Source organism: Pirellulales bacterium (genome assembly GCA_019636335.1).
In the GTDB taxonomy this organism is placed as follows: domain Bacteria; phylum Planctomycetota; class Planctomycetia; order Pirellulales; family JAEUIK01; genus JAHBXR01.
The window spans coordinates 85,551-103,060 of record JAHBXR010000021.1 but is presented as its reverse complement, the minus strand read 5'-3'; the positions used below and the strand labels follow the sequence as shown (position 1 = coordinate 103,060).

Annotated in this window: 12 protein-coding genes and 2 tRNA genes; 9 read left to right on the top strand and 5 right to left on the bottom strand. The window is 62.7% G+C overall.

Annotated elements, in window-relative coordinates; translation table 11 throughout:
- Nucleotides 1-706: 706 nt before the first annotated feature.
- From KF708_18985 to KF708_18975, 3 genes are all read left to right on the top strand, one after another.
- The gene (locus tag KF708_18985; protein ID MBX3414779.1) at nt 707-1,102 is read left to right on the top strand and encodes a YciI family protein; all 396 of its coding nucleotides are present in this window, start codon (nt 707-709) and stop codon (nt 1,100-1,102) included.
- 242 nt (nt 1,103-1,344) lie between these two features.
- Nucleotides 1,345-1,416, top strand: a tRNA-Ala gene (locus tag KF708_18980).
- A gap of 11 nt (nt 1,417-1,427) precedes the next feature.
- Nucleotides 1,428-1,498 (top strand) — tRNA-Ala (locus KF708_18975).
- 38 nt (nt 1,499-1,536) lie between these two features.
- On the opposite strand, the gene KF708_18970 is transcribed toward KF708_18975, so the two are convergent.
- Nucleotides 1,537-2,085 carry a hypothetical protein gene (locus KF708_18970; GenBank protein MBX3414778.1) on the bottom strand — a complete coding sequence of 183 codons (549 nt, stop codon included), beginning with the start codon at nt 2,083-2,085 and terminating at the stop codon, nt 1,537-1,539.
- Nucleotides 2,086-2,293: 208 nt separating this feature from the next.
- Nucleotides 2,294-3,259 (bottom strand): hypothetical protein, encoded by a 966-nt coding sequence (locus KF708_18965; GenBank protein MBX3414777.1) that lies wholly within the window; start codon nt 3,257-3,259, stop codon nt 2,294-2,296.
- A 493-nt stretch (nt 3,260-3,752) separates the two neighbouring features.
- On the opposite strand from KF708_18965, the gene KF708_18960 reads away from it, so the two are divergent.
- The 6 genes from KF708_18960 (at nt 3,753) to KF708_18935 (ending at nt 10,776) form a co-directional block, all read left to right on the top strand.
- On the top strand, nt 3,753-4,385 hold the full coding sequence (locus KF708_18960) for a MotA/TolQ/ExbB proton channel family protein (GenBank protein ID MBX3414776.1): 633 nt from the start codon (nt 3,753-3,755) through the stop codon (nt 4,383-4,385).
- Between the two features lie 159 nt (nt 4,386-4,544).
- The gene (locus KF708_18955; protein ID MBX3414775.1) at nt 4,545-4,934 is read left to right on the top strand and encodes a biopolymer transporter ExbD; all 390 of its coding nucleotides are present in this window, start codon (nt 4,545-4,547) and stop codon (nt 4,932-4,934) included.
- Nucleotides 4,935-4,971: 37 nt separating this feature from the next.
- Nucleotides 4,972-5,601: a biopolymer transporter ExbD gene (locus tag KF708_18950; protein MBX3414774.1), complete on the top strand. Its 630-nt coding sequence runs from the start codon at nt 4,972-4,974 to the stop codon at nt 5,599-5,601.
- A gap of 307 nt (nt 5,602-5,908) precedes the next feature.
- The gene (locus tag KF708_18945; protein MBX3414773.1) at nt 5,909-7,768 is read left to right on the top strand and encodes a beta-propeller fold lactonase family protein; all 1,860 of its coding nucleotides are present in this window, start codon (nt 5,909-5,911) and stop codon (nt 7,766-7,768) included.
- Nucleotides 7,769-8,056: 288 nt separating this feature from the next.
- Nucleotides 8,057-10,141, top strand: a complete 2,085-nt coding sequence (locus KF708_18940) for a hypothetical protein (GenBank protein ID MBX3414772.1) — start codon at nt 8,057-8,059, stop codon at nt 10,139-10,141.
- 125 nt (nt 10,142-10,266) lie between these two features.
- Entirely contained in the window at nt 10,267-10,776 is a 510-nt protein-coding gene (locus KF708_18935; protein MBX3414771.1) for a DUF2721 domain-containing protein, read from the top strand.
- Nucleotides 10,777-11,022: 246 nt separating this feature from the next.
- Here the strand turns inward: KF708_18935 and KF708_18930 are convergent, their stop codons facing one another.
- From KF708_18930 to KF708_18920, 3 genes are all read right to left on the bottom strand, one after another.
- A complete protein-coding gene (locus tag KF708_18930) occupies nt 11,023-11,991 on the bottom strand; it encodes a hypothetical protein (GenBank protein MBX3414770.1) in 969 nt (322 codons plus the stop codon).
- 181 nt (nt 11,992-12,172) lie between these two features.
- Nucleotides 12,173-15,928, bottom strand: coding sequence for a HEAT repeat domain-containing protein (locus KF708_18925; protein MBX3414769.1), 3,756 nt, complete (start codon nt 15,926-15,928; stop codon nt 12,173-12,175).
- 212 nt (nt 15,929-16,140) lie between these two features.
- Nucleotides 16,141-17,412 carry an alpha/beta fold hydrolase gene (locus KF708_18920; protein MBX3414768.1) on the bottom strand — a complete coding sequence of 424 codons (1,272 nt, stop codon included), beginning with the start codon at nt 17,410-17,412 and terminating at the stop codon, nt 16,141-16,143.
- Nucleotides 17,413-17,510 lie beyond the last annotated feature (98 nt).

Genomic DNA, 17,510 nt, shown 5'->3' with positions numbered 1-17,510 from the left:
AACGAGAGGCCGCCAAGCAACTGAGGGTGTGAGGCGCTGCCCAACAGCGCAATGCTGCCCAGAAGATCACGGCTTCAATGCGGTTCTCGTGAAACGTGCCCATCGGCGCAAGCCGACACTCGGAAGTGTCCGGGAAGCTGCCCATCCGCAAGGAGCGGCAACAAACCGTGTGTGCTACAGAGTCGAAGTGCCTACAGCGATTCGCCGCAAGGCGGTCGCGTTTGCCCGCAAGGGGATCGTGGACCTGCTTCCCGGAGCAGGAAAGCGATCGAGCAAGGCGAGAGTGTCCGACGGGAGACTCGACCCGAACTCAGAAGGCTCGTGGCACGACCGCCTGCTGTTGGGCGATGGAGACATCAACAACAGGGGTAAAGGTGATGAAGGGTCGAACACGCCCGTGTGCAGACCCTGCGACTTTCAACGTCGCAGGGGTCATCACCAGGCCAGATAGAGCTTGTGCTAAAGCTGCCTTCTTTTTGAAATAGGCGTCGGACTGCCCGACTGAAACCACGGAAGCGAACCCGCTTCAGAGATTGTCGGCGACCCGGCAGGCCCCATCGACGGCACGATCCACGGGCATTTTTTCCGGAAAATCTCGTCCGCCGTGTCGATTTCTGCCGCTGCCGTTCGACCAATGGACAGAAGCCTGGCAGCGATCCAGGCTGGGATCAAGTTCACACCGTGCCGCCAACAAACGAGGAATGTGATGAAATTCGTCTGCCTGGGATACTTCGACGAAACGAAATTTGCCGAGCTTCCGCAGGATGAAACGCAGCGCCTGATGGACGAGTGCCTGGCCTACGACGACGAGCTGCGGCGCGGTGGGCATTTTCTCGGGGGCGAAGCGCTCTCCTCCGCACAAAAGGCGGTCACGCTGAAGATGCGAGGGGGCGAGGTGGAAGCCACCGATGGCCCGTTTTCCGAGACCAAGGAAGTGCTGGGGGGCATCTTGCTGCTCGAAGCCCGCGATTTGGAACACGCCGTCGCGCTGATATCGAAGCATCCCGGCGTGAAGATAGGTCCGTTCGAGATCCGGCCGGCCGATGAAGCGTTTGAAAAAATGGTCGCCGAGCGGAATGCCGTTTTGGCGCGCAAGCCGTGAGCAAGCAGGGGGCAGTGGCTAGTGATCAGTGGATCGACCTGGGCCGGCAACTGCCAACTGCCAACTGCCAACTGCCAACTGCCAACTGCCAACTGCCAACTGCCAACTGCCAACTGCCAACTGCCAACTGCCAACTGACCACTGACCACTGACCACTGACCACTGACCACTGACCACTGACCACTGACCACTGACCACTGACCACTGACCACTGACCACTGACCACTGACCACTACTTGAATGGGCTGCTCGTCCAACGGGAAGACGCCTGGCCTGCAACCAGGAAATCTGGGTTCGATTCCCAGGCAGGTCCACTGAACTACGCGGGCTCATGGTCCAAAGGGAAGACATCAGACCGGCAGTCTGAAAATCCGGGTTCGATTCCCGGTGGGTCCACTTTCCAGCGATGAATGCAATCTCAGTCGTCGACGGCGTTAGCTGACTTGACGCCGCTTCCAGGTCGCTTCTCCGTGGAGTAATCCCAACAACAGTCCGACAATGGCAAACACATGCGGGAAGGCAAGGCCCCAACCGTTCAATACAACAGAGAGAACAAGGCACAGTGCCGCGGCGACCGTGAACGTCACCGCGCACGAACGCGCGAGGCAACTCGCCAGGCTACGTTGCTCGGAAAGATTTGAAACCGACAGGAGTGCGAAGACCACGACCACGCCCCACAGTCGAAGCAAGAACTCCATGAGCATGCGATCCCATCGAAGTCGAGCTTTGATGGGTGCCGTGATGGGAAGTTCGCCAGGTTGCTCACGGAAGGCGTATTGAAACTCCTCGTATGTTGGAGCGATTGGAGTGCTCCAAGCAGGGCGACTATCAAGCGATTTGATCCACCTGACATTATCCGCTAACAGGACCGCCTCCCAGTCTCCGTCGTACAACGTCCAGAACAGCATGCCCATCACGGTGAACCAGAAAGCGATGGCGAACCATGAGAACTTGCGAGTTTTCCGGCAATGGTTCATCGCCACACCATCGAGATCGAGCCACTTCTGCCAAGTTAACCGTGGCCTGAGCGAATAATTAACCGACTATGCCTTGCAGTGTGCCGGATCGCACGGCAGTCTTTGAAACTTTAAGACGAGGTTCGACTCGTCGGCGAGGCATTTTTGAGAGGAGCACAGGCCCCCCTCCGACGAGCAGGACGCGCGAGCGCGGATCGAGCCGGGCCAGTTCAACCTAGAACGCAAGCTGATCGAGGACGAAAAACTCGAAGCCCGTCTTCGAGGGACGCACGCCGAAGCGTGTCTTGCGAATGCGGCTGGCCTCGAGTCCGCGGAAGTCGCGTTCGGCCCGGGCCAGCAGGTTCTCAGTTTCGGCCGGATAGAACTGCACGACAATCCGCCCCGTGTGAGAGATACCGGCCCGCGTCAACAACTCCTGATCGGCCTGCAGCAGAGAGCCCTTGCGCCACGACATGTAGAGCCGTTTTTCATCCTGCCCGGGCCCGGTGCGCTTGTCGGGAATCGGCTTGGTCAGGTTGTAGGCATACTGGACTTCGGCCGTGCCGCCGATCACCCCCAGTTCGACTTTGAAGAAATCGAGTTGGCGGGCGTACTCTTCGAGCGTGCCGCCATCCTGGTAGAAGATCTCCCAACGCTCGGCGCGCGAGCGACCTCCACCCCCCGGCCCTGAACCGCTCCCCCAACCGATACCATCTCCGCTGCCGGTGCCCCCTCCGGTCCCGCGTCCCGGTCGCCGGCTGTTCCCTTCGGAACGGCCTCCTTCGCCGGGCACGAACTGCTCCGTATAGGTCAGGTCGGGCAACTCGGCCTGCAAACTGCTGACGACCGTCGACACGGTGGCCAGCGTCTGCTCGATCTGCGTTTCCGCCAATTGACTTTCGCCGGCGATGACGTCGGCATTAGGGGACTCGAAGTCGAGCGTCTCGCCAGGAAAGCCATCTTCGCGCCCGCCGCCACCGCCGCCGAGCTCCTCGATGACGACCTCCACCGCGGGCTCGCCCGACGGCAACCGCTGCGAGAGGCGAATCAGCACCAGCGCCACGACCAGGATGCCCGTCAGCATCAGGAGCGAAATCAACCAGCTTGCCGCCGAGTCGTAACGGGAGCCCTTCAACTCGGTAGCATCGTGTACATCGACGAGTCGACGTGGGCGTCTGGGTTGCTGGACGGCGTCGGTCATAAGGAATGCGGCGGCCCTTTTCGACGGTGAAAGCGCTTCGGCCGCCACGAGTGAGGGTGCGAGATCGCTGCGGTATTGAGGGCGAAACCGTCGGACACGGTTTCTGCACCTTCTTTGGAGCGTAATGTCGGTGGTCGCTAGTGTCAATTTGCGATGCCGCCGGCGAAACTTGCTCGGCCAGTAGTGCCCAGTTATGCTGCGGATAGCCTCCGGCTTGCGAGTGGCTTCCGTCGATGCGTCCCCGGCACGAGCGCGTCAACAACCCGGCACGCGCAGGCAGGTCCACGTCGCATGCGATGTCACGGTGGTCTCCCTCGCGCAGTGGCTCCTATCGACGTCACGGCCCACGATCGCGTTCGAATCGTGAGCGTCTCCGCGATGTTGCCGCGCACCACACGAGCGGCCACGGCCGTCTCGCGGCCGGTCGACGTTGCACATGGCTGGCACTTTGGGGCTGGATGCAGCGTCCCATCAAAACACTCAGGAACAGGACATGGATACCAACGCACTCGCCAAATTCCTGGCAGACTTCTGCTACGTGTTCTTGGCGGCGAATCTCTTGTGGGGACTGTATTGCGCCATACTCGTCTGGCGCCGCTTGCGCCAGATTCGCTTTGCAAAGCCCGAAGACGAACGCGAATTCCTCGACACGATCCGGCAAGAGCTGGACGCGGGAAATCTCGAAGAGGCCATGGATTATTGCAGCAACGACGAACGGGCGCTGCCGCAACTTGCCTTGCTGGCACTCGAGAACCACGACCTCGATCTGGTGTCGCTACGGCAACTGATGGGCGAGCGGATGCAACGCGACGTCATTGCGCCGCTGGAAAACCGCGTGAACTGGGTCCTGACCGTGATTCGCAACGGCCCGCTGCTGGGACTCTTCGGCACGGTGCTGGGAATGATGGCGGCGTTCGGACGCATTGGCACGGGTGAGAAGGTCGATCCATCGCAGATCGCCGACGAGATCAGCGTGGCCCTGATCTGCACCGCGATGGGCCTGGGTACCGCCATTCCGCTCGGCTACGTCGCCTCGAGCCTGACGATGCGTATCCGCGACCTGCAGGAATCGACGGGACATGCGCTGGTGCGCTTGCTCGACCGACTCAAGGAAGTGGCCGTCTAACGAACGAAACGTAGCACGGCCCGTGCTCGCGCGATTTTGTGGCCTAGCACACGGCGAAAGACAGTTTCCATGCTGACACCGCAATCAATCTCGTCGAGTGGACTCGGCCACGAAGGCTTCGGTCACCGGGGCCCGCATTCGGTTGATGCGAGCGTCGACATGACCGCTATGATCGACCTGGTCTTCATGCTCAACATCTTCTTTCTGGTGACATCGCTAGTGACGGCCCTGGCCGAAGTTGATCTCCCGGCGGCGAAGCACGTCGTGGCGGCCGATATGGAATCGGCCACGACAATCACCATCCTGTCCGCCGGAGGAGGCGCCGACGGACAGGTCTATCTGGGAGAGGACAAAGAGTCGCGATTGATTCCCCAACTCGATGAAGAGGTCTCTATCTCGACGGCGGTCACCACTGGGCTGGCGGCGGGCAAGGAGTTGGTCGTCATCAAGGCCGAACGGCGCGTGCCGCTCCGTGTCGTCTCGCGTGTGGCCGCGGCGGCCTCGATCGATGGCGTGCGCTTACATCTGGCCGTGATGGAGCTGGACTAATGCTGACGCCCTCCTCATCTTTTGCCGGAAGAGCCGCATGATTCGCTTCGCCTGTCCCCACTGCGGACGCCAACTGTCGGTTGCCGACGGCAAGGCCGGCAAACAGGGCAAATGCCCCGCGTGCCAGACCGTGCTGCGCGTGCCGCCATCCGGCAAGAAGCCCCCCCGCGCGGCCAGGCGCGAATCGTTGCCCCCGTTGGTGAGTTCCTCGACGCTAAGCGACACTCCGGAAGAAATGATCGACATGACGGCGATGGTCGACATCGTCTTCTTCCTGCTGATCTTTTTCATGGTCACCTCGCTGATGGCGAAGCAGGCCTCGATCGCCATGCCATCGATGCCGCAATCGTCTTCGGCCGAATCGAGCAGCGCCTCGGCCGCCCCGCGCACGCTCGAGGACTACGAGGAAGACCAGGATTACATCATCGTTCGGATCGAACCCGACAATTCGATCTACGTCGACGAGCAGATGGTACATAGCGCGCCGGACGTGACCGCCTCGCTACGTCAGGCGGTCTCGCGCGTCGAATCGCGTGATGAAGACGGCCCCAGCGTGCTTGTGGTGGGGCATCCCGACGCCCATCACGGCACGGCCGTCATGGTGCTCGACGCCGTCCACGAACTGGGGATCGCAAACGTCCGACTCTCGGTCGCGGCAGAAGATTGATAACCCATCGAACGGCAACCATCGAGCGCGAGGGCTCATGCGCAGGACCGAACGCGGCGGAGCGACAAAGACTTCGCGCCGTGACGATACGTTAGCGGCAGCGCGAGGCGGCCACATCGTGCTAGCAACACCCCAGCGAGGTGATTTCGAGTAGACAGACGCGCCGGCTGCTATTGTATACTCGCAGTTCGCGGTCTTGCGACCGAGCGGAGCCAATCGAGCGTCGATCGCTCGCGCGTGGCCGCTCGTTCGAAGATGCGTCTGGGACCAGTGGAGAGCGATCCGACACCGTAGGCTACGAATTCCCATGCAGCGACAAGACGGAGCAACCAGAGACGGGGCCTTCGGCAAGCTGATCGTGGCGGCACTGCTGTTGCTGGGCAGTGGCGCGTACGGTGTGTCGGCATTCTCGCCCGATGACGCGGCTGCGTACGACCGCGAACCGGCCTCGTCCGGAGCGGTTCACCGTTCGCCGGTCGACCTGTTGCTGACACCAGACGAGACACGGCTCATTACCGCGAATCAAACCGCGGATTCGATCTCGCTGGTCGATGTGGCACAAGGTACTGTCCTGGACGAGGTTGCCTGCGGCGATCGGCCGAGCAGCCTGGCAATGACGCCCGATGGGAAGAAATTGCTGGCCACGGCGACCTTCTCGGGCGAGTTGTTCGCTTATGCGCTGGTCGACGACAAGCTTCAGCTCGTGGGCTCCCTCTGGTTAGGATTCGAACCGCGGGGGCTGGCGATCTCGCCCGACGGCAAGCTGGCCTACGTTGCGCTGACCACCGCGGCCGAGGTGGCGATCGTCGATATCGAGCAACTGCAACTGATCGAGCGTATCGCCGTGGGACACTGGCCGCGCTACCTGGCTCTCTCGCCCGACGGTGCGCGATTGGCCGTGGGTTGCAGTGGCGACGGCGGGGTCGCGGTGATCGACACCGCCTCGCGCAAGCAACGGTTTATCGAGGATTTCGGCGGATTGAATCTCGGCGAGATGCAGGTCTCGGCCGACGGCAAGTACGTTTACTTTCCCTGGATCGTCTACCGGCAGAATCCGATCACGGTCGACAACATTCGCCGCGGTTGGGTGCTTGCCAGTCGCATCGCCCGCGTGCGGCTCGACGAACATGCCCGCCGCGAGGCCATCTCGCTCGATCCCGAAGGAAAGGCGGTGGGCGATCCGCACGGCATCGCCCTCAGCCCCGACGAGCAGACGATCGTCTGCACGGCCTCGGGCACGCACGAGTTGCTAGTCTACAAGCTGCCGGGACTGCCGTTCCAGGATTACGGCGGACCGGGGGACCATATCAATCCCGAGTTGTTGCGCGATAGCGAGCGTTTCTACCGCATCCCCCTGGGGGGCAGGCCCATGGCGGTTCGCTACTCAAAGCAGGGCGAGCTTGCCTACGTCGCCAACTACCTGCTCGACGCGGTACAGGTCGTCGACGTGTCGGGCAGGCAAGTCGCCAAAACGATCGCCTTGGGCGAATCGCCCGCGCCGACTCTTGCGCGCCAGGGAGAGGCGATCTTCTACGACGCCGTGCGGTCCCTCGACCAGTGGTACAGTTGCCACAGTTGCCATTATGAAGGGCATACGAATCGCATCGTGATGGATACACGCAATGATGGACGTTTTGGCAACTTCAAGACGATTCTCAGCCTGCGCGGCGCCCAAGACACCGGTCCCTGGTTCTGGCATGGTTGGGAGACCGAGCTGCGCGCGGCCCTGCACAAGTCGCTCATCGATACGATGCTGGGCGAAAAACCCACCGAGCACGAGGTCGATGCGGTGACGGCGTTTGTGGCAACGCTCGAGCCACCGAGGAATCCCCGACGTCAATCAGGTGAGTTAAGCGAGGCGGCACTGCGCGGCGAGGAAGTATTTCACGGCGAGAAGGCGGGCTGCGCGAATTGTCATCCCGCGCCACAATTCACGGATGGCCGCACGCATGACGTCGGGTTGGGGGCCGCCAACGACGCTTATCCCGAGTACAGCGCTCCCTCGTTGCGGGGTGTCTACGATCGTGTGCTGCTCTTGCACGATGGCCGGGCGAAGAATCTGCACGACGTACTCCACGGTCCCCACAACCCCGCGAACGTGACCGGCCTTGGCGAGCTGACACCGGACGAAGTCAACGATCTGGTCAGCTACCTCGAATCGCTGTAGATCGCCGGCAGCGAAGCCAGGCGTAGGCCACGTCCAGGACGCAGCCGTCGGTAGCAGGCGTTGGTGTCGCCTAAACTGGGCGGAAACGTCGTTTCTACGAATTTCTTGCGGCCTGCTGGACTCTCGTTCGGCGACCGTTCACAATTTGGGAGATCGGTTGCAAGGGGTTGTGGTCCCCATCAGGCAGCCGGGGCAGTTCTTCGGTGCAGAGTGAAGGCCGTCGGTACGAGTGGGGGTGCCCTGTGCGCTCTCGTCGGTAGACATGCACATGCTCATGGGGAGGTCGTCATGCGACATCAACCGCTGATTCCAGCGTCCCGGGGAATCGCCGCACTCATGCTCATGGCGATCTTCTCGATCGCCCTGCCGCGGCTCGCTGAGGCGATCGATACCTCGAAGCTGAAGAAGGGGGATAAAGTCGAAGTGAATATCTTCGACGAGTGGCAGCCCGGCACGGTCATCGAAGTGATCCAGAACGGCTGGGTGTGGGTCCGCACCGACGAGATCGATCGTCATCTCTACACGCCCAAAAATATCCGGCTCTTGGGCGATGCGGGAGATCCCTTTGCCACCGAGGAGGAGAAATCGGACAAGCAGGTGTTGCGCTTGTGGACCGACTCGACCGGCAAGCACAAGGTCGAGGCGACCCTCGTGCGGCACGAAGCGGGCAAGGTCGTGCTCAAACGCAAGGACGGCAAAGAGGTCGTCCTGCCTTTCTCTCGATTGAGCGACACCGATCAGCAGTTCCTGGCGGGCAATGGTTCGGACGATGCGGAAGAATCGGACGAATCGATCGAGAGCGACATCGCCGACAAAACCATCGAGCTGAGCGAAACGGATCTCAGTCGTGCCAGCCCGGCCGATGTGTCGATCGGTGGCGCGTGGCAATACAAGCCAGACGCGGCGACGGAATCGACGTCATCGTTGTCCAAGGTACGAATCCCCTTGGGGAACAAGGGAGATTTCTTCGAGAATCCCACCGGCCTGCTGCTTGCCCCCGACAAGAACAAGGCCGTCGCTATTCTGCTCAACACGCATCCCGGCGCGGACGACTATGTGGCGCGCGTCGTCGATTGCGACCTGACGAGCAAGAAGGTCGGCGCCGTGGCGCAGTTCGTCGGGGGGGAAGAGCCGATCGATCTCTCGTCCGACGCCCGGTTGGTGCTCGCCCGTTCGGCCGGCTTTGGCTTTGGGAAACAGGCCCGCCTGACGATCTATTCGCTCGAAGGCAAGGAGGTCACTCCCGTCGTCGCCTGGCAGCCATACGGCGAAGAGGATGACCACGACAGCGATATCCGCTGGGCACGGTTCGTGGGACCCCACCAGGTGTTGGCCATCAGTGAAGAGGGCGTGCTCAGCTTGTGGAAGACGGACGAGCTGGCGCCACTTTGGATGGCGAAAGGCGCCCGCGACGCCTATCCCGGGCTCAGCGCCACCCAGAAGACCGTGGCCCTGCCCGTCGAGGGAGGAGTCGTCTTGCTCGAGACTTCATCGGGACGCAAGCTCGGCAGCCTGGGCGCCGAACCGGCACATGCGCGGGCCGAGCTGGCGGCGCTCGACACGCTGGGAACACGACTCGCGCTGGTTAATCCTGGGCGATGTCGTGTCTGGGAATTGAGCGATCAAAAACTCGTGCGCGAGTTTCCCCTGCCCGCCCGGCTGAAGTGCGAAACGCTGGTCTGGTGCGGGCCCGAGCATCTGCTCGTCGATGGTCATTGCCTGGTCGACGTCACGCGGAGGTTGTGGGCCTGGGATTATGAAGAAGTCTCACCCGCCGTCCGCGCGCATGGTCCGCAGACCTGGTATATCACCGGCGGCGGGCGACAGAATGCCATGGTGCTCTGCTCGGCCACGTTGCCCGACGAAGCGGCACGCGCGGCAACCTCGGGGCTCGAGGCCGAAAGTCTACTCGTCATCAAACCCGGCATGAAGGTGTCGCTCGACCTTCAAATCAACGCGGCGCCGGACGACCGTCAAAAAGTGCAAGCGGCGCTGACGTCGCAATTGACGAAAAGCGGTCTGGTGGTAGAGGAGGGAAGTCCCCTCAAATTGAGCTGCTCGATTCGGCCGGGCGAGACCGAGGCGATCCAGTACCGCGAGTTCGGTAAGTTCGATTCGACCAGCCACAGTGCGACGTCCGAGATCCTCGAGATCGCCTTTGTCTTGAATGACGAAAAGGTTTGGAAATACGAAAGCAAGACCTCTCCCCCTCACCTGCTGTCGCTGAACCAGGGCGAGGACGTCAACTCGGCGCTGCAACGGGTCATGCGGCAAGATCCGGCCGCGATTGCCAGCATCTGGCTGCCCGGTTATGTGGCCAAGTCTCCTTTGGCAGCGCCGTATGGTACATCGCCCGAGCCTGCCGGCCGTTGAGGCACCGGCGGCGGCTGGCTTGGCGAAATGTGCCGCACACCTCTACAATCGGCCTCACGGCGCGAGAAAGCCGAATCGCGCCGCGGGGTTGTCGTTGCGTTTGACGAGCTACAGAGGTGTGCTCCATGGATGGCTGGGATTCGAATCCGTTTCAGGTCCTCACGTCGATTGTCGCCCCTGCCATCCTGACCAACGCCTCATCGGTGATGGCCTTGGGAACCTCGAACCGGTTTGCCAGGACCGTGGACCGCGCCCGTGTGTTGTATGCCGAGACCACCCGCGAGTCCGATCCCGCGCGACTGGATCACCGGCTACGACAGCTTCAAATCGCCGAGTCTCGCGTCTTGTTGCTGGTCCGCGCTTTGACGGCGTTCTATTCCTCGGTCGGCTCGTTTGCGGCCGCCGCGCTCATCTCGCTGTTGGGGGCCGTTTTTACGATGGGGCATCAGAACCTGCTGCAACAGGTGTCGCTCTACGTTGCCCTGGCGGCCGGCATGGTGGGGGTGGGAGGTCTCGTCACGGGCACATCGCTTCTGGTATGGGAAACCCGTCGCGCCCTCAAGGCCCTGACGGATGAAGCGGCCCACCTCTACGATCGATTGCCGTCCGAAGCACGTGCGATGGATGGCCACTAGCAGGCTGCTGAAAAAGGCCCGTCGTGGCCTTTTTCAGCCTCGCGAAGTGCGGAGTTGAACTCCGCACCGCTCACAAAAGAACGACTTCCGTCGCTATTTTGTGATCGCATCCAGGCGATCCTATCAGGCTGCCGACTTTTTCAGCAGCCTGATAGTCGATCGAGTTGATGCCGCTTTTTCTAGTGGTGCCTTGCAATTCAGGCTGGTCGCGTAGCGATCAATGCGTATTAGTGACCGGCCAACTCCTCAGCGCCAGCCCAAGTGCTCGCGCAGCAGTTCTTCGAGCGCGAGCGCTTTTTCCTGGTCGAACGCATCCGCGTACACGATCGGCTGCAGCTCTGGCGTGACGTCGATCGGCAATTCACCCTGCGGTACGCGCAGCACCGCGTAATCGTCGGCGCCCGGCATCGACAGCGCGCCGCTCCCCTTGGGTCGGAACCGCAACTCAAATGTGGTGATAAAGCTCTCCGGCAGCTTCTGGATGGCGGCCGCGGGTGGATCCTGCATTTCCTTCGGCGGCACGATCCAGGCGAACGCGACCAGCTTTCCTTCGTGCGGATGGACGAGGATCGCATAGCGCAAGCGCGCCTGCAGATGTTCGTCGCCGTACGCGATGGCCCGTTCGACGTCGTAGAACAACGTGCTCGCCGACCGCGCCACGATCTTCGTATTCTCGTCGCACTCGATTTCGCGCACGCCGAGCGCAATGGCCGCCAGCGCCGGCAGCTTGGCCCCTTGCCTGGCTTGCGTGCGGCTTGAAATCACGGTGTCGTGACCGTCGATCGGATGGCACCAGCCCGTGCCGATACGTGCCAGAAAAAACTCGTTCTCCTTGCGTCCGATGTCGGCGAGCGCCGCCATCGAGAACATTTCGGCCAGCTTGTTCCAGTTTTCGGCCTGCTTGCCTGTCTCACCGGCTACGACACGCGTGTCATTCTTCATCACCAGGTGAGACCAGTCCGCCGGGGGCCCTTGATCGACGATCGTGCCCGGCTCGACCCACAACACAGGGGCCGGCTTGCAATCGAAGACCGACTCGGGCCAGGGCACTTCAGCCACTTTCGCGGGAGCCGCCTCGGCCGGCACGAGCCACGGCGCATACGTGCGCACCATTGCACGCCCGACTGTCGTGCGAGCCAGCAAGAAGATTGCGACCAGAACGATTGCCGCGGCGATCGCCGCCATCGCCACGCGCCGCCGCCGTGCCTGTTCCATCGAGCCTGTTCCCCGGGGCGGATGCTGTTTTCCCTCCTTGGGTTGTAGCCCAAAGGGACTTGGCGGGGCAACCCGAACAGAACGTTTCCTAAGAAAAGGTCAGGAATGCAAAAATCAGCATGGCTGCGCAGCGACCATCAACGGGGCGTCGTTCCACAGACTCTTGCGTTTGCGACCCTGTTCACGGCATCTCGTCTGCCGGCGCCACTTCCTTCAGGCTGCGCAAATACGCCATGAGGTCCGCAAATTCCTCGACCGAGATCCCCTCGTAGAGTCCTGTCGGCATCAACGATAACTCGCTGCGCATGCGTTCCTCGATGTCGTCGGTGGCGATGGTGAGTACCTTGCCATTCACATCCACGAGTTCGAGGCGTTCGGCCGTGTCGCTCTTGACCACGCCTTGCAGCACCTCGCCGGCCGAGGTAGCGACGACGGTCATTTCATAGCCCGACAGCAGTCGGTTTGACGGTTCGAGCACCGAGCGGATGATTTCGCGTCGATCGTACTTGCCCCCGATCCCCGCCAGGTCAGGGCCAGCAAGGACCGCCTTGGCATCGCCCCCTACCGCGTGGCACTTGACGCAGGCCAGACCTTTCACATCCTGGAACAGCGCCTTGCCACGCTCGGCGCTTCCTTCGTGCTGCATCGCGTGCTCGATGTAGGGTCCGATATCCGGCTTGCTGCTATCGGCGGTGGCGAGCACGTCGAAGCGTTCTTCGCGCAAGGGTACGTGCATGCTGAACTCCCACTGGGCGCCCCCATTGCCGCACAGGGCCCAAATGCGATGCACGCCCGCTTCGAGCTCGACGTCGAACGATTGCTGCGCTGGCGACCAGCCGCGTTCGCCGTTGAACTCGAACACCTTCTGGCCATCGATCCAGACGAGCAGTTGATCGTCGCTGCCTACCTGAAATGTATGCTTGCCACCGCGCGCCGATTCCCATTCGGCGTAGCCGAGCGACCAGGCACTGCCATGTCCCCCCAGGGTCGCGGCGACGTCGACCTTGCCCGACGACGCATCGGCGACGGCGGGCTTCCAGGCGACCTTCTGATCGCCGATCTGGAGTTCGCCTCCAAGGTCCGCGGCCGAGGCTGGATCGAAGGCCGGTTGTCCCGTCTCCTTGCTCCAGGGACCGACCAGGTGCCAGGCGGTAATCGGCCGCGGCAGGGTATAGATCTCGGCCAATTCACCGCGCGCGCGGCGCGTGAGCTCGCCGCGTTGCGCCTTGGCGAGAATCGCGTCGGCGACCTCATCGCGCAGCGACACGAGCGTCTTGCGTGCCTCGGTGCGCACCTCGCGGCTTCGATCGATCAGGGCATCGAGATAGACATCGAGCGCACACGGATCGGCAATCTTCGCCAAGGCCAGCACCGCGTCGAAACGCGTCTCGGCATCGCTCGTCAGCTTCACCAGCGCCGCGACCGCGGTACGAATACCCAATTCGCCCAATTGCCGTGCCGCCGTCTGTCGCACGACCACCGCGTCGTCACCCAGGGCCTCTTCCAGTCGTGCGGCGGCCCCTTCCTTCTGCAATTGCGCGAGCACGGCCAGCGCCTTGGCTCGAACCGGGGGGCGCTCGCATCTGGTGCGCTCCTCGACGATGGCGACCGTCTCGGGCGAGGCCAGCGAGGCCAGCCCATCGAGCGCCAGCGATACGACTTCGTCCGAGGCTGTCGACGAGGCAGAGAGATTGGCCAGCAACGCGCGGACCTTCTCGGCCTGCCCGGCGCCACCCAGCGTGACGACGGCGCGCACGGCCTCGGCTCGCACATCACCGGTCGAGTCGGCATTCTCCGCTGCCTGCAAAAACAACGAAAGCGACTCGGCATCCCCTGCCTTGGCCAGCGTTGCGAAGGCCACTTTGCGGACGTCCTTGCTTGGGTCCCCTTCGGCCACCTGCCGCAGTTCGGCGAGCACCGACGCGGCCGGCACCATCTGAAACGCACGCACGACCGCCGCCCTCACTCCCGCGTCGGTGTCGTCGAGCGAGGAGGCCAACGCCGCGAACACGGTGGGGCCACCTACCCAATCGTGCTTCTTCGGACGCGGCGGGGCTTGCGCCGCGGGGCGCGTGCCCCACCAGCCCTCTTGATACGGGGCCGCCTGGAAGTAGACGTCGGCCAGCGCGTCGACACAGGTACGGCGCTCCTGGGGGCTCGCTGAATGCTGCAAGCGATCGGCCAACAGCGCGACGGCCCCGGGTTCATATTGTTCGCTGGCCGCCAGAGTTCCCCAGTGCCGTACGTCGTTCGATTCTGTTTGCCGCAAGACGTCGGCCACTTGGGCCCAGTCGTTCAGTCGCCGCACGGCCTGCAGCTTGGCGAACCGCGCGAACGTGTCCTGATCGTCGAGCGACTCCGTCAAAGCTGAAACCGCCGATTTCGCGTCGAGCCGTCCCAGCGCGATAGCGGCCTGTGCCCGCACGCGCGGCTCGGCATCGCGGAGATGTGCTGCGATAGCCGACGCCTCTTCCTGGGCGTTCAACTCGCCGAGGGCGCGGACGGCCTGCGCCCGCACATCGCCGTGCGAATCGTCGAGCCGTGGACGAATCGCCGCGACGACCTCCTCGTTGCCGTGCAGGTCCTTCGCCGCGGCGAGCGCCCAGAGGGCATGGATCTTGGCCGCGCCGGTCGCGTTTAGATCATCCAGCAGCGCGCGTAACGCGCCGAGCGATGCTTGCTGCCTGGCCAGCTTCTGCTGCGCCGACCAGCGAGTTGCGAAAGATTCGCTGCTCAAGTCCGCGACCCAAGTTGCCGGATCGTCCTTGGTGGTAGAAACCGTATTCGCTGCTATCGAGGGCTCTCCCTCTCCCACATACGTCACGCGATAGACGCGGCCACAGACGGTCGGATTCGTCCAGCCGCCGAAGTTCCAGTCGGCCACGTACATGTGCCGGCCATCGGGACTGAAGCAAAGATCGACGGGCCGGAAGGTGGAGTTCTCTTCTGGCACCATGAAGTCTTCGATCTCGCCCGTGTAGGTTCCGCCCGAGCGCGTAACGTGAAAGCACTGCACCTTGCCTTTGCCCCACTCGGCGAAGAAGGGGGCGTCGCGATAGGCCGTCGGCCATACCGCTTCTCGGTAACAGGCCGCCCCGCACGGCGAACCGCCCCCATGCTCGCTGATACGTGGCAAGTGTCGCTCGGGCCGCGTCAGGTAATCGAAGGGGTAGCCGTAGTAACCCGTCTGCATGTGGTGCGTGAATCGCGTCCACCAGCCCAGGCCATCGTCGGTATTGTCGTAGGTAAAGATCTCATCGAGCGAGTTCATTGCCACGTCGAGATGATTGCGCGTGCCGGAAGAATAGACCTCGAGCCGTGTCCCGTCGGGGCGCAGGCGTACCACGCCCCCCCCTTCGAGCGTGATGGCCGAGCCATCCTTGCCGGTTGCCCGCTGAATGCCCTTATCCCCGACGGAGACATACATCCAGCCATCCATGCCCAAGCGGATGCCGGTCACGATGTGATCGTTGAAGCCGAAGATTCCCGCCGCCGGACCGAATCCCTCGGCCAGATCCTCGCGCACGTCCGCCTTGCCGTCGCCGTCGGTATCGGCGAATCGCGAGTAGTGGGGCGCGTGCATGACGTATAGCCAGCCATCGAGCCATGCCAGCCCGAACACGGCCGAAAGATTTTCGCAGAACACGGTTCGCTCCGCCGTGCCATCCTCGTTCCAGCGCACGAACAGCACGCGGTCGAATTCCTTGGTCGTGGGGCCCCGCATGTCCATCGGGTCCTCGCCGATGAAAAGATTGCCCGCGTCGTCGCACGTCACGACCGAGGGGTGTTCGACTTCCGGCACCCCGAAGAACAACTCGACCTTGAAGCCGGGCGCAAGCACCTTTTGCCCCAGCACGGGATGAGACATCAAGCCAATCAACAAGATCGCCGGCACGCAGAAAACAAGGGCGTGCCGGTTGACGGACACGAGGGGCATCGAGAGGGTCCTTGAAGGTTGCTACAGGTGGGCTGCCGCAAGGGTGGGGTGCAGGGCGGCTCATTCGTACTTTGACCAGAACCGGGAACCCTGTCCAGCCATCGCGGCATTCCAGCCCCTTGCCCCCGGTCGGCCCCACGATGCGCGCAAACAGCTAGAGTAGCGTAGCGCGGCGTGGCGATTACCTACACCATTCCCGGCAATCCAGCGCTCTAGGGGGCCGGCGCTAGGGCGAACTGCACCTCGGTGCTGACCGTCGCTTTCCGTTCGTCGGTCACTGTGACGAACCACACGGTCGCCTCCGCCGGTGGCGCGGGTGTGGTCACCTTGTCGGTTTCGATCGTCCCCGGCTGCGATTCCCACTTGCGACGATTGATCGGGCCACTTTCGGTCGTCCAATGAATCTCTGCCGTCTTGAGAGGAAGTGCGCTCGAGTAGGGGACCACCACTTGCTCTCCGTCACGTCGGGGAGCATCCACCTTCGGCAGCGGAGTGCTACCGCGCAGATACTGGTCAACGAACAGCCCGATCTCCTGGGGCGCCCAACCGTCGGGATGACTGTGAGGCATGTTCACCGTCACACGAATCTGTTTTGGCGCCGGCACCAGGTCGTAGCTCTTCTGATAGCTGTCGAGAAAGTAGGCTCCGTCGTTCGTGCCGTTCATGAACAAGATCGGCATCGACACGCTGGGCAGGTATTGCGCCGGATCCCAGAGCGTCGTCCAACGCTCGCGATCTTCCGACGACATCTGGGCCATGCGATCGTGCCACACGCTGCTCTCGGCCAGGAAGCCACAGCCGTAAACCGGCACCGCCACGCGAAATCGCGAGTCGACCCCCGCGACCATGCAAGTGAGATATCCGCCCCAACTAATGCCCGTGATCGCGGTTCGCTCGGGATCCACTTCAGGAAAGCTGCGCACGAGCGAATGCGCGCGAATCACGTTGGCCACGGCATGATAGGGCCATTGCTCTTCGACCGGCTTGGCGATGCTGCCGAACTTTTCATCGTCACCTTGATCGGGCCCCGCGCCGGAGTGCCGCACGCGATTCTCGGGCGAGTGTGGGTTGGTGTTCTCGATCGGTCGATGTCCCGACAAGTCCATGGCGATGGCCGCATAGCCGCGCTTGGCCCACAACTCGGCCCATTCGCGAAACGCCGTGCCGCCGCCGCCATGCACCAGCACGACCGCCGGCAGATTCTTGTCTTGCGAGGTATCGCCCGCCAAGGTGCCGGGCGTGGCATAGTAGGCGAAGACGCGCGTCGGGATGCCGTTGTACCACTCGCCGACGTAGAACAACGATCGCACCGGCCCCGCGTCGTCGACCCAATAGAACTCGGGGGGCTGAGACAGCTTTTCGAGGTTCCAGGGAGTCGAGGCCGGCAGCTTCGAGGGACTTGTCGTATCGTCCCCCAGCAAATGGCCCCAGGGGAAGGCGAGCAGAACCAGGCAGAGCGAGAGAAGCGAGACTCGGCATAGCATGGTGGAGCAGCCTTCTGACGTGGGGTAGAAACGGACGGTTGATTCCATCTTCTAAACGCGATGCGCCGCGAGGCACGCCGATCTCAGATCGCCTGCCT

What these genes read in the sequence shown, in the direction of transcription:
- KF708_18985 (MBX3414779.1), top strand. Translation starts at nt 707, where the DNA reads ATGAAATTCGTCTGCCTGGGATACTTCGACGAAACGAAATTTGCCGAG.
- KF708_18965 (MBX3414777.1), bottom strand. Translation starts at nt 3,259, where the DNA reads ATGACCGACGCCGTCCAGCAACCCAGACGCCCACGTCGACTCGTCGAT.
- KF708_18960 (MBX3414776.1), top strand. Translation starts at nt 3,753, where the DNA reads ATGGATACCAACGCACTCGCCAAATTCCTGGCAGACTTCTGCTACGTG.
- KF708_18955 (MBX3414775.1), top strand. Translation starts at nt 4,545, where the DNA reads ATGACCGCTATGATCGACCTGGTCTTCATGCTCAACATCTTCTTTCTG.
- KF708_18950 (MBX3414774.1), top strand. Translation starts at nt 4,972, where the DNA reads ATGATTCGCTTCGCCTGTCCCCACTGCGGACGCCAACTGTCGGTTGCC.
- KF708_18945 (MBX3414773.1), top strand. Translation starts at nt 5,909, where the DNA reads ATGCAGCGACAAGACGGAGCAACCAGAGACGGGGCCTTCGGCAAGCTG.
- KF708_18940 (MBX3414772.1), top strand. Translation starts at nt 8,057, where the DNA reads ATGCGACATCAACCGCTGATTCCAGCGTCCCGGGGAATCGCCGCACTC.
- KF708_18935 (MBX3414771.1), top strand. Translation starts at nt 10,267, where the DNA reads ATGGATGGCTGGGATTCGAATCCGTTTCAGGTCCTCACGTCGATTGTC.
- KF708_18930 (MBX3414770.1), bottom strand. Translation starts at nt 11,991, where the DNA reads ATGGAACAGGCACGGCGGCGGCGCGTGGCGATGGCGGCGATCGCCGCG.
- KF708_18925 (MBX3414769.1), bottom strand. Translation starts at nt 15,928, where the DNA reads ATGCCCCTCGTGTCCGTCAACCGGCACGCCCTTGTTTTCTGCGTGCCG.
- KF708_18920 (MBX3414768.1), bottom strand. Translation starts at nt 17,412, where the DNA reads ATGCTATGCCGAGTCTCGCTTCTCTCGCTCTGCCTGGTTCTGCTCGCC.